The sequence below is a fragment of the Haloarcula amylolytica JCM 13557 genome (assembly GCF_000336615.1).
GTDB lineage: Archaea > Halobacteriota > Halobacteria > Halobacteriales > Haloarculaceae > Haloarcula > Haloarcula amylolytica.
On record NZ_AOLW01000018.1, the window covers coordinates 138,675 to 150,860 of the forward strand.

Genomic DNA, 12,186 nt, shown 5'->3' on the forward strand with positions numbered 1-12,186 from the left:
GCACTTACGCCACCACCGAGCACCGCTGGTATGGATCAGCGAGACGTTGTCCGCGAGGGGTACGACGAAATTGCGAGTACCTACGCCGAGAAGCGGGACGGGAACGGTCGCGAACGGACCCTTGTCGAATCGCTTGCAACGGCCCTCCCTGATGGTAGTCGTGTCCTCGATGCGGGCTGTGGTGCGGGTACGCCGGCAATGGAAGTTCTCGCCGATCAGCACGATACCATCGGACTGGATATCTCAGCCGAACAGCTCCGTACCGCTTGTGATACTGTCGACTCCGACGGACTGGTCCGTGGTGACCTGGCGACGCTCCCGTTCGCTGACGATACGTTCGACGCTGTTGTCTCCTACCACGCCGTCATCCACGTCCCGAAAACCGAACACACCGCCGTCTTCTCGGAATTCAACCGCGTGCTCCGGTCCGGGGGACGACTGCTGGCCGCACTCGGTGACGACCCGTGGGAGGGTACCAACGACGACTGGCTGGACACCGGTACCGCCATGGCCTGGAGCTTCCACGGGCGAGAGCGTAACGCTGACCTGCTGACTGACGCCGGCTTTCACATCGAGTCGGCCGAGTCGGTCGACGACGAGCTTGGGGGGACCTTCGCTATCTTTCAGGCACAAGGGTAGAGCGCCAGCGTTCCCAGACTCCGGGCAGCCGTATCAGAAGGACCGTCCGAATCGCGATTGGTCGGGAGATTCCGTTTCGAATTACTGACGAATATGTATGATACCACCATCCCACCCGTAATATTCGGGGTGTCCCTCGATAATACTTTCAACAATGAGAATCGGGAGCGAACATATAAGGTTTGTATCGGTGGAGGTCCGTCATGGAATTACGGGACGGGAGTAAGAACTCCCGAGAGCGTATCAACTCTTCTGACAGAAAAGGGGTCGACGGCGGAACGCTTACCGATCGTATCGGACTGGACGCCGAAGAGATCCGCTGGCGGAAGGAATTCACTGGATTTGACGAGTCGGATATCGATAATCTCACTGCGATGGAGGCGAAGACGAACGCCCGGGCCGAATCTGTCGTCGACGACTTCTACGATCACCTCGAATCGTTCGACGAAACCGTCGAGATTTTCGGGCGGTCCACCAAGTCGGTCGACCAGCTCAAAAACACCCAGTCGCAGTACCTCCGCGACCTCGTCGCCGGGACCTACGACAGACAGTACTTCGAGAACCGGGCCCGTATCGGGAAGATTCACGACATGCTCGACCTCGGCCCGAAGATCTATCTCGGGGCCTACAGCATCTACTTCGAACATTTCCTGCGGACAATCGTCGAGGACTTGCAGTCGGGCGACGCCGCCCGGGACGAGGCACTCGAAGAGATGCGGTCGCGTGCGCTGTCCGTGTTCAAACTCCTCAACCTCGACCAGCAGGTGGCGATGGATACCTACATCGACTCGTACAGCCAGCGCCTGGAATCGGCAATCGACGACCAGCAAGCGCTGATGGAGGAGGTCGAGAGCGGACTCCAGCAGCCAATCGACGAACTGAGCGCCTCAGCCGAGGAAGTCGCCCAGACGAACCAGCAAATCACCGACACAGCCGAGACACAGTCCGAGTCGATGGACGAGGTGGCGGGCGAAGTCGCGGACATGAGCGCGACCATCGAGGAGATCGCCTCGACTGCCGAGGAAGTTGCCAGCACGAGCACATCGGCCGAGCGGAAGGCTGAACGCGGAAACGAAGCCGCACAGCAGGCCGCGGCCATGATGAACGACGTCGACGACGCCGTCGATACGGTGTCCTCAGACATCGCCGGTCTGCAAAAGCAGGCCGACGAGATCGACGACATCGTCGAGGTGATAAACGACATTGCGGACCAGACCAATATGCTCGCACTGAACGCGTCCATCGAGGCCGCACGCGCCGGCGAGGCGGGCGACGGGTTCGCCGTCGTCGCCGACGAAATCAAGACGCTCGCCGGCGATTCACAGGACCACGCGAACCAGATCGAAGACACCGTCACGGAGATTCAGGACGAGACCGTCGACGCCGTCGAGAGCCTCGAAACCGTGACAGAGCAGGTGACGGAGGGCATCGATCAGGTCGAGACGGCGGCCGAACAACTCGAAGAGATCGTGTCGGCAGTCAACGAGGCAGCACAGGGCATACAGGAGGTCTCGGCGGCCACCGACGACCAGGCGGCGTCGACCGAGGAGGTCGCCAGCATGATCGACGAACTGTCGAGCGGCATCGACGACATGACGGCACAACTGGACGACCTCGCGGCGACGAACGAAGAACAGACGGCGAAGATTCAGGACGTGGCCGAGACCGCGCGCCGGCTCGATACCGACACGGAATAAGATCGACCTACAGTCAGCGCGTCTGGCTTACTCCTCGACTTCGGGCGGCTCGACGGCCTCGGCCTCCGTCTCGGTCACGCGGATGCCCTTGGAAGCGAGGTGGCGCATCTGCCGGCGGACGAAGTCCTCTTCTGTCGTCCCCCGCGTCGCGAGAATGACCATCCGGGCGTCGCCGGCGGGGCGCATCGTCCGCCCGGCCCGCTGTGCGCCCTGCCGACGTGACCCTCCCAGTCCAGACGCGACGAGCGCGAGTTCGGCGTCCGGCAGGTCGATGCCCTCGTCGCCGACGCGGGAGACGACCAGCGTGTTCAGTTCGCCGCGGCGGAACTCGTCGAACAGCTTCTCCCGGCGGGCGTGTGGCGTCTCGCCGCTGATAAAGGGCGCGTCGATGGCCTCGCTGATGGCCTCGCCCTGGTCTAAGTACTCGATGAACACGAGCGCCTTCGCGGCCGGATTCTCGGCCAGTGCGTAGCGTATCTCGTCGATTTTCCCGGTGTTGCTGGCGGCGGTCTGCCGGCGGTCGTGGCCCGACGTGGAGCTGTATTCGGACTGCTCGGTCTCGTTGCCCCACGGTACGAGGCGGATTTCGACCTCGGGTTCGGCCACGTAGCCCTCGTCGAACAGTTTCCCCCAGTCCGTGCCGATTGGCGGGCCGATGAGCGTGAATATCTCCTCCTCGTCGTCGCTCTCTCGGGTCGGCGTGGCGGTCAGGCCCAGGCGGTGTTTGGTCTGGAGGTCCGCGCTCCGGCGGTGGATGGGCGACGGGACGTGGTGGACCTCGTCGAAGACGATGAGGCCCCACTTGCGCTGGTCGAACAGTTTCCGATGGCGGTCCATCCCGGCGGTGCGGTAGGTAGCGATGGTGACCGGCCGGATGCTCTTTTCGCCGCCGTGGTACTCGCCGATGTCGTCGTCGGTCAGGGAGGTGTGCCGGACCAGTTCGTCGTGCCACTGGGTCGCGAGCTCGCGCGAGGGGACGAGAATCAGCGTCTCGCCGCCCACGGCGGCCATCGCGCCCATCGCGGCGACGGTCTTGCCCGACCCCGGCGGGCCGACGAACACGCCCGAGCCCTGCTCGGTGAACCGCTCCACCCAGTCCTGCTGGTAGTCCCGCAGGCGCAGGCGGAGGTCCATCTCGATGGCGTCGCCGGTCTCCAGGTTCCGGTCGTCCCGGACTGGATAGCCCGCCTCGTACAGCGTGCGCTTGATCTCGGCCGTGGCGTCCTCGTTGACCCACGACTCCGAGTCCGAAATCGGAGCCCGGAGGTGGTCGTCGTCGAGTTTCGGCCGGGCGACGTTGCCCATCAGGTCGTCGCTCTCGGCTTCGAGGACGACGTAGCCGTCCTCGTGGGTCTTCAGGCGGAACTTCCGGGCGCGTTCCCACTGGCTCGTCACCCACTCTTCGAGGTGGGGCGAGCGCTCGCCCAGCACGTCCCGCATCGTCGTCAGGAGGTCATCAAGGGACTCGTGGGGGGCGGCCCAGATGTCCTCCTCGCGGAGTTCGTACACGTAGCCGCCCGAACGGTTGGTGTCCTGCAGGCGCGCGAACTGTGAGAGTTGCGCCCGCGTGAACTGATCGGGGTGTTCGACAACGACTTCGCGGCGGTCGGGAAACAGGACGACGCGTTCGCGGTCGGTCACCTCGGCGATATCTGCCGGATACCATACAGACTCGACCTCGGACACGTCCTGGCGCTCGATGTCACCGTCGTCGGCGAGGCGGTCCAGTGCTTCCCGCGCCTCGTCGGGCGTCAGATCCGTCTTCCGGGAAAGTTCTGTCGCCGTCAGGTGTGGACGGCCGACGGCGTCGATAGCGTCGTAGACGGCGTCGAGTTCGAGTTCCGCGAGGTCCGAGTCGTCGTCTCGGTCGGCTGGCTCCTCGGCTGTCACTACTGATTGGTGGGTGTCGACGCTCAAACGGGTTTCGTCTGGGCGACCGCCCCGTCGGTCCGAACACGTACATTAATATAGCGCCACTTAGACCTGCCGGCATGGTTGAGGGAATCGCGGCTGGACCGTGGTCGATCGTGCCTGCGCTCGTCGCCATCGGTCTCGCCTGGTACACCCGGGACGCCCTGATCGGGCTGTTCGTGGGCATCGTCATCACAGGCGTGCTGGTCGGCGCGTTACATCCCCAGGCTGTTGGGGTCCCGTCGGACCTGATCACCGCTGGCGGTGAGGTGGCGACAGTCCAGCCACAGGCCGAGGACGGCAGTCCCTGGACGGTCGGCGTCGGTGGTATCGTACTCGGAGCGATCTTCGGGCTGAAGCTCGTGCCGGAGATAATCGCCACGGCCCCGCTGTTCGGGGAGTGGTACGTCAAGAACGTCCTGCTCGCCATCTTCGCAATCGGCGGGCTGATCGGACTGATGATCCGAGCCGGGGCGATCCAGGGCGTACTGGAGGCGCTGGTGGCGCGGGCCGACTCCGCCGCAGACGCCGAGAAGGCCGCGTTCCTAGCCGGGATCGCCATCCACATCGACGACTACTTCAACTGCCTCGTGGTCGGCTCGATGATGCGGCCGCTGACCGACAAGTTCGACGTCTCGCGGGCCAAACTGGCCTACTACGTCGACTCAGCGGGGTCGCCGGCCTCCCGGCTCGCGTTCTACTCGACGTGGGGGGCGGCGATGGTCGGCTTCATCGGGGGCGGCCTCGTCGAGGCACAGCAGCAGGGGACGCTGCCCTCGGGCATGACCAACTTCGTGAACACCGGCGGCGAGCAGGTCACCGCGGCGACCGGTGCCGTCTGGCCGCTGTTTTTCAACACGCTGTTTACCGGCTTCTACTCCTGGATCGCGCTCGGTCTCGCGGGACTCGTCGCGTGGCAGGTCGTGCCAAACATCTACGGGATGGGGACGGAGGAATCCCGAGCGAGAAACGAGGGGAAGGTCGTCGGCGACGACGCCGACCCGATGATTTCCGCGGAGATGGACGAGTACGAGGTGTCAGAGACCGCGACGCCGGACTGGCGGAACTTCGCCTGGCCCATCCTCACTATGATCGTCGTCGGCCTCGGCGCGATGTTCTGGCGGGCCAGCCCCGTCATCTACGTCAAGGGGAAGGAAGGGATGGGGGCCACGCTGCTCCAGCTCGGCAGCTGGCAACTCATCACGCCCCCGAGCGGTCCGTGGGCGTTCAACATCGGCGGCGTCCAGTTGGGTCTCGCGTCCTTCTCGGCACTCATCCTCGCCTTCCTGCTGTATCGCTGGAAGGGCGACATCCCGTCCAACGACGATGCCACCGACGCGATGATGGTCGGCTTCAAGGGCATCCTCCTCGCGGCTGTCATCCTGATGTTCGCCAGTTCCATCCAGAACGCGGTGACGATACTGGGTATTTCGTCGTTCGTGACGAACGTCTTCGGCGGCGTCCCGGCGTTTATCATCCCGGTCGGCGTCTTCCTCGTGACCTCGTTCGTCAGCTTCTCCGATGGCTCGTCGTGGTCGACCTACGGCATCATGTTCCCAATCGCCATCCCGCTCGCGTTCTCGACGGGCGCGAACCTCCCGCTCGTCCTCGGTGCGGTGTTCAGCGGCGGTATCTTCGGCGACCACACCTCGCCCATCAGCGACACGACCGTCCTGGCGTCGTCGACGAGCGGCAGCGACCACATGGTCCACGTCCGGAGCCAAGCGCCTTACGCTCTCATCGCGGCGGGTATCGCGGCCGCGCTGTTCCTCGTGTTCGGGCTAGTACTCCCCGAGGGGTTCCGCGTCATCCCGTACTGACTGGTGGCGGTTTGTCCCCGTCGTCAGCGCGTCTGAGCGGTGTTCCGATTAGAAAAGACCGGTCTCCTCGATACGCGACTCGTACAGGTCCTCGTACTCTGCCCGGACCTGTGCGTGGTCGAACTCGGCGCAGGACTCGTCGACAGTCCGGCGCTCGAAGTCGGCCGATTCGGCGATTTTGTCGGCGATCTCCTGCGGGTTCGTCACCCGGAACGCGCGGTCGCGCTGCTCGATGAGTTCGTGGGCCGACGACTCGGCCTGGTACTCCACGATACCGATACAGCCACAGGCCATCGCCCAGAGGAGATCCGTGGCAAAGCACTCCCGAAACGCCGTCTGGACGAATACGTGCGCGCCCTTGTAGATCGAGACGCGCTCCTCGATGTCGCACGCGCCAGCGAAGGTCACGCGGTCGTCGATACGGAGGTCGGCCGCCTCCTGTTCGTAGTACTCCCGCTCCGGGCCGTCGCCGATGATCGTCGCCGACCAGCCCTTCTGTCTGAGTTCCGCCAGCCCGAGCAGCAGCGACTCGACGTTCGCGCTGCCGTCCAGTTTGTGGGCATACACCACGTCGATCTCCTCATCCGTGTCAGCGTCCCGGACGAGGTCCATGTCGATGCTCTGTGGGAGGACCGTGGTCTGGTCCGCCGTCGCTCCCCGCTCTCGGACCCGCGTGCGGACGAGTTCGGAGGGGGTGACGAGACAGTCCGACGCGCGGAGCGCGAGGTCGGCCCGGCGGCTCTCGGGCACGTCTTCGTCCCCATACCACTCCGTGAGAAGCGGGGCGCGAGACAGCGTTGCACCGGTCTTGGCCGCGAGTGCGACCGACGACGGCGTCGGGTGGACGTGGACGACGTCCGGGCGGAACCGGGCGAGCATGGCCGGGAGGCGGACACAGAAAGAAGGGACAGTCGGCGAGACGGTGACGGCGCGGTACGTGACGCCGTCGCGCTCGCGCTGATTGTCGAACCCCGGCCACCACTGCGAACAGAACACGGTCACGTCGTGGCCGGCAGCGGCGAGTTCGGTAGCCACCCGCTCCAGCCGGGTCCGGCCCACTGTGTCCCGGTACTGACTCGTCTCCATGGCGACGACCGCGACACGCATACAGGTGCGACGACGTGGCCGCTCAAAAATCCACCCGTTCGCGGTTGACGGCGACAGATGGCGGATTGGCCGCCGGAACTGTCGTTCGACTGGATGTTTATTACAGCGACCGCGCAACGTGTCAGTGTATGAGTGATGATGACGACCTCGAAGCGGAAGTACGGGACCTCCGCGCCGAGGTCGATGCCCTCCAGACACGCATCACCGCCCTGGAATCGGCACTCGACACCGACCCGCCTCCGTCTGCCGGGGACGAAACTGCAACCACTGAAGCGGACGCAGCGGCTCCCGGATCGGAGGCCACACACGGTTCGGAGTCAGGGACAGCGACCGGCGAGACAGCCGACAGCGGAGCGCCGTCCGGCGAGCGGAACTGGGAGCGCGACATCGGGATGAAGTGGCTCGGCGGGGTCGGCGGACTCGCGCTGGTGGTCGGCGTCGTCTTCTTCATCCGCCTGGCCATCGAGGCGGGCTACCTCGGTCCGCTCGGGCGCGTGCTAATCGGCACAGCAGGCGGGCTCATACTGCTCGCTGGCGGCCGGTACGCCGCCGAGCGGCAGGGCTACGACCGGTGGGGCCGACTCGTCGCGGGAACCGGCCTCGCAATCGCGTATTTCAGCGTCTACGCGGCCTACGGCTTCGAATCGTACCGCGCCGCCATCGGAGCGCCGCTGTGGGTGGTCATGCTGGTCCTGACAGCTCTCGTGGCCGCCACAGCGGTCGTCTCGGTGCGGGACCACGCGCCGGCCGTCGCTGGCGAGGCGTTCCTGCTGGGATACGTCACTGCCTACGTCGGACTCGACGCCGGTTCCTTCGTCGTCTCGCCGGCCTACGTCGTGCTTCTCACGGCCGGGCTGGTGACCATCGCAGCCGTCCGGCCGTGGAGCCGGCTCGTCCTCGGCAGCGTCGTCCCGGCCTACGTGCTCCACATCGCCTGGATGAACAGGCTAGAGCCACCCGAAGCGGTTGCCACCGCCATACTCACCGCGACGTTCGCCGTCTACGCCGCTGGTGTGTACGTGCTCCGTGCGAGCGACCGAACAGACCGATGGCACCGCCGACTGGTGGAAGCGACGACCGGTCTCAATGCCGTGTTCGCCGCGATCCTGCTGGAAGGCGTCGTTCGTCGACTCATCCCGACAGCGCCGGACGGAGTGGCTGTCGGCGCAGTCGGACTCGCCCTCGTCGGCGTCTACGCCGTCACGGGGTCACGCCTCGGACAGCAAGACAGCGCCGCTGGGATGCTTGCCGTCGTGCTCCTCGCCGTCAGCGTCGTCCTCGCGGCCGACCCGTTCTTTGCGACCGCCGGACTTCTCGGCCTGCTCTGTGGGGCGCTAGCGCTCGGATCTCGCCGCGACGCGAGGGCAGTTCGTATCGGCGGGCACCTCGTCGCCATCGGGACCGTCGCCAAACTGCTCGCTGTGGACGCGACCAGATTACCGGCGTTCTCGCTTGCAGACCCACTTGTGACCGTGACGGGCCGTCCGGCCGCCTATCTGCTGGGAATCGCGGTCTTCTACGCGCTCGGTCGGTGGTTCGGCGGGGCATCGACGACGGTTCCCGGCATTGACCGCGAACTCTCTATGGCTGCTCCGTACGCCTGGACAGCGACCGGGCTCGCGGTGGTGTTCCTGGGACTGGAGCTTTCGGGGGCCGGGCTATCGGTCGCATGGGCCGTCCTGGGGCTCGCGTTCGTCGGGGCTGGCCTCGCGTTTGACGCCCGCAGTCGCCGGCTCCAGGGCGTCGTCGTCCTCGGCCTGGTGACAACCAAGGTGTTCCTCTACGATACGCAGGGGCTCGATACGCTCGCCCGGACCCTCTCGTTCCTCGTGCTGGGTGGCATCCTCCTCGTCGCCTCGTACGCGTACGCCCGGTGGCAGGGTGAGGAGCCGCTCAAGCGGCTTTCTGGGTAACAGCCGCCGCGTTCCGCTGAATCAGACCACGGCCGCCACAAAGGGTTTTGCCGGTCCCTGCCCTCCCTCCGGTTGTGACCGCGTACGACCTTTCGCGCTATCTCAACGTCCGGAGCGCCTACGGCAGCTCGTTCGCGCCGGACGGGACGCTCGCCTTCCTGATGAACACGACCGGCGTTGCCCAGCTCTGGTCGCTCACCGAGCCCCACGGCTGGCCCGAGCAGCTGACCTTCTACGACGACACCGTGAGCTTCGTCGACTTCTCGCCCGAACGCCAGGAACTCGTCTTCGGCATGGACGAGGGCGGCAACGAGCGGGCGCAGCTATACCGGCTCGACGCGGACGGGCGCGTCCACGAACTCACCGGAATGCCCGACGCGAAGCACCGCTGGGGCGGCTGGTCGCCCGACGGCGAACGCTTCGCCTTCGCGTCGAACCGCCGCGACAAGGCCGTGTTCGATATCTACGTGCAGGACCGCGCCGCGACCGGCGACGACGCGGACCTGGTCTGGGAGGGCGACGGCTGGCTCTCCGTGGGCGGGTTCTCGCCCGACGGCGAGCGCCTGCTGGTCAGCGAAGCCCACTCCAGTTTCGACCAGGACATCTACGTGCTGGACATCGACAGCGGGGACCTCAGCCATCTCACGCCGCACGAGGGGAAGGTCCGCTACACGAGCGCGTCGTGGGGACCAGACGGCGATTCGGTGTATCTTGTGACCGATGCGGAGAGCGACACGCTCGAACTGGCCCGCCTCTCGCTCGACGGCGACCTCGACGTCGTGCGCTCAGACGACCAGTGGAACATCGACGGCGTCGCGCTGGACGAGGACAGCGGCCGCCTCGTGTACTCGCGCAACGTCGACGGCTACAACGAACTCACCGTCGGCGAACTGACGGGGCCGACGACCATCGAGACGTTCCCGACGCCGGACCTGCCGGGCGGGCTGGCTGGCGGCGTCGCCTGGGGACCCAACGCCGAGCGTTTCGCCGTTAGCGTCACCGGGCGGCGGGTCAATACCAACGTGTTCGTCGTCGAGACCGAGACGGGCGAGAGCGAGCAGTGGACGGCCGCTTCGACGGCCGGCATCCCGCGCGAGACGTTCATCGAGCCAGAGGTCGTCCGGTTCGACTCCTTCGACGGGCGAGAGATTCCGGCGCTGTTCTCGCTGCCGGACGGGGCAGCTAACGGGGCCGGTGCTGACGGCGACACGCCCGTCATCGTCGACATCCACGGCGGCCCGGAGAGCCAGCGCCGCCCGTCGTTCTCGGGCCTGACCCAGTACTTCCTCTCGCGAGGCTACGCGGTCTTTGAGCCCAACGTCCGCGGGTCGACCGGCTACGGGAAGGCTTACACGCACCTCGACGACGTGGAAAAGCGGCTGGACTCGGTGAAGGACCTGCGGGCCGGCGTCGACTGGCTCCACGCCCACCCGGCCGTCGACCCCGACCGAATCGTGGCGATGGGCGGCTCCTACGGCGGCTTCATGGTGCTGGCGGCGCTGACGGAGTACCCCGACCTCTGGGCGGCCGGCGTCGACGTGGTCGGCATCGCCAACTTCGTGACGTTTCTTGAGAACACCGGTGACTGGCGACGCGAACTCCGCGAGGCCGAGTACGGCTCCCTTGACGAAGACCGCGAGTTCCTCGAATCCATCTCGCCCATCAACAACGTCGACCGCATCGACGCGCCGCTGTTCGTCCTCCACGGGGCCAACGATCCGCGTGTTCCAGTCGGCGAGGCCGAGCAGATCGCCGAGCAGGCGGCCGAACGGGGAGTTCCCGTGGAGAAACTCGTCTTCGACGACGAAGGACATGGCATCAGCAAGCGGGAGAACCGCATCGAGGCCTACACCGCTGTCGTCGAGTTCCTCAACAAGCACGTCTGAGAGGTCCGACCGAATGCTGTGACGGGCGGTATTACAGGGAATCACAGCCGGCGCACAGGGTAGTTTCAAACTATGAGAGCGTTCAGGCGGATTTATTACGCTGCCGAAGCACCGTTTCGTATGGAGATAGCCGAGCGCTCGCGAGCGCGGGTGCAGGAACGCCTCGCCCGGCTCGAACAGGAGTTCGGCTCGACGCCGGTGGACCAGACCACCTTTTCGGTGGGGGCGGAGGGGTACCAGCGCGCTGTCGAACGCTCGCGAGAGGGGCAGGTGGATGTACACGCGTTCGTCCACAACGAGTCGGGCGACGTGCTACTCAGCGACGCCGACGGGTCCTGGGAGATCCCACAGGGACAGACACAGGGGGCCGAGCGGCCGGCGGCAGCGGCCGAACGAGTCGTCACCGAAACAGCCGGCGTCTCGTGTACCATTCGGGACGCGGTTCGGGCGACCATCTGTGGCGTGCGAAACGAGACAGATCAGGACGCCGAGACGGTGTATCGACTCAGTATCGTGTTCGACGCCGAAGTCAACAGCGCCGCGCCCGGCGGCAGTGACGCCGAGATAGCCGAGGAAGTCGACGCGTCGATTCGATGGGACGACTCGAGCGATGTCGCGGTCGCAGAACTAGTTTAGATAACACCAGTGACTGTTGCTGCTTCTATCGCCGCTTCTTCGCTCATCCCGTCCCCGAGTACCGTGTAGCGGTCCCGTATCTGGTGGGCCGTGGTCAGCGCCTCGATCACTGTCTCGTCGTCGATGCCGAGCTCGTCCGCCGTCGTCGGCGCGCCGATGGCCGCCAGCGCGTCTCTGGCGTCTTTCCACTTGCCTTTCTGGCCGCTGTGGAGGTACTCGGTCATGATCGAGCCGACACCGACCTGATGGCCGTGGAGCGCGCCGTCGGGGACGAGCCGGTCCAGCTGGTGGGAAAACAGGTGTTCCGCGCCGCTTGCCGGACGCGAGGAATCGGCGATGGACATCGCGACGCCGGAGGAGACGAGCGCTTTCACGACGATCCACGAGGACTCCTCCAGACCCTGTTTTATCGAATCGGCGCTCTCGACGAGCATCTCGGCAGTCATCTGGGAGAGCGCACCGGCGTACTCGGAGTAGTGGACGTTTTTCAGGCGGTGGGCAAGCTGCCAGTCCCGGACCGCGGTGTAGTTCGAGATGATGTCGGCACAGCCGGCGGTCGTCAGCCGCCAGGGGGCCT

Annotated in this window: 8 protein-coding genes and 1 pseudogene; 6 read left to right on the forward strand and 3 right to left on the reverse strand. The window is 65.7% G+C overall.

Translation table 11 applies throughout. From position 1 onward, the window contains the following. Positions 1-30: 30 nt before the first annotated feature. Both C442_RS10350 and C442_RS10355 read left to right on the forward strand, forming a co-directional pair. Positions 31-639, forward strand: a complete 609-nt coding sequence (locus C442_RS10350; protein ID WP_008310193.1) for a class I SAM-dependent methyltransferase — start codon at positions 31-33, stop codon at positions 637-639. A 203-nt stretch (positions 640-842) separates the two neighbouring features. Then, on the forward strand, positions 843-2,336 hold the full coding sequence (locus C442_RS10355) for a globin-coupled sensor protein (RefSeq protein WP_008310194.1): 1,494 nt from the start codon (positions 843-845) through the stop codon (positions 2,334-2,336). Between the two features lie 27 nt (positions 2,337-2,363). On the opposite strand, the gene C442_RS10360 is transcribed toward C442_RS10355, so the two are convergent. Continuing rightward, a complete protein-coding gene (locus C442_RS10360; RefSeq protein ID WP_008310197.1) occupies positions 2,364-4,226 on the reverse strand; it encodes a DEAD/DEAH box helicase in 1,863 nt (620 codons plus the stop codon). A gap of 101 nt (positions 4,227-4,327) precedes the next feature. On the opposite strand from C442_RS10360, the gene C442_RS10365 reads away from it, so the two are divergent. After that, the gene (locus C442_RS10365; protein WP_008310198.1) at positions 4,328-6,067 is read left to right on the forward strand and encodes a Na+/H+ antiporter NhaC family protein; all 1,740 of its coding nucleotides are present in this window, start codon (positions 4,328-4,330) and stop codon (positions 6,065-6,067) included. A gap of 48 nt (positions 6,068-6,115) precedes the next feature. On the opposite strand, the gene C442_RS10370 is transcribed toward C442_RS10365, so the two are convergent. Further along, complete coding sequence (locus C442_RS10370; protein WP_008310201.1) at positions 6,116-7,174, reverse strand: glycosyltransferase; 1,059 nt, start codon at positions 7,172-7,174, stop codon at positions 6,116-6,118. A 128-nt stretch (positions 7,175-7,302) separates the two neighbouring features. Here C442_RS10370 and C442_RS10375 point away from each other — a divergent pair, with 128 nt between their 5' ends. The 3 genes from C442_RS10375 to C442_RS10385 all read left to right on the forward strand — a co-directional run bounded on the left by C442_RS10375 (position 7,303) and on the right by C442_RS10385 (position 11,609). Further along, entirely contained in the window at positions 7,303-9,087 is a 1,785-nt protein-coding gene (locus C442_RS10375; protein ID WP_008310203.1) for a DUF2339 domain-containing protein, read from the forward strand. Between the two features lie 74 nt (positions 9,088-9,161). Continuing rightward, the gene (locus tag C442_RS10380; RefSeq protein WP_008310206.1) at positions 9,162-10,973 is read left to right on the forward strand and encodes a S9 family peptidase; all 1,812 of its coding nucleotides are present in this window, start codon (positions 9,162-9,164) and stop codon (positions 10,971-10,973) included. Positions 10,974-11,093: 120 nt separating this feature from the next. Continuing rightward, positions 11,094-11,609, forward strand: a complete 516-nt coding sequence (locus C442_RS10385; RefSeq protein WP_008310207.1) for an NUDIX domain-containing protein — start codon at positions 11,094-11,096, stop codon at positions 11,607-11,609. Here C442_RS10385 and C442_RS10390 read toward each other — a convergent pair. Further along, a pseudogene (locus C442_RS10390) lies at positions 11,606-12,186 on the reverse strand (iron-containing alcohol dehydrogenase); the annotation flags it as partial. The gene C442_RS10385 and the pseudogene C442_RS10390 sit on opposite strands and share 4 nt — an antisense overlap.

What these genes read in the sequence shown, in the direction of transcription:
- C442_RS10350 (WP_008310193.1), top strand. Translation starts at nt 31, where the DNA reads ATGGATCAGCGAGACGTTGTCCGCGAGGGGTACGACGAAATTGCGAGT.
- C442_RS10355 (WP_008310194.1), top strand. Translation starts at nt 843, where the DNA reads ATGGAATTACGGGACGGGAGTAAGAACTCCCGAGAGCGTATCAACTCT.
- C442_RS10365 (WP_008310198.1), top strand. Translation starts at nt 4,328, where the DNA reads ATGGTTGAGGGAATCGCGGCTGGACCGTGGTCGATCGTGCCTGCGCTC.
- C442_RS10370 (WP_008310201.1), bottom strand. Translation starts at nt 7,174, where the DNA reads ATGCGTGTCGCGGTCGTCGCCATGGAGACGAGTCAGTACCGGGACACA.
- C442_RS10375 (WP_008310203.1), top strand. Translation starts at nt 7,303, where the DNA reads ATGAGTGATGATGACGACCTCGAAGCGGAAGTACGGGACCTCCGCGCC.
- C442_RS10385 (WP_008310207.1), top strand. Translation starts at nt 11,094, where the DNA reads ATGGAGATAGCCGAGCGCTCGCGAGCGCGGGTGCAGGAACGCCTCGCC.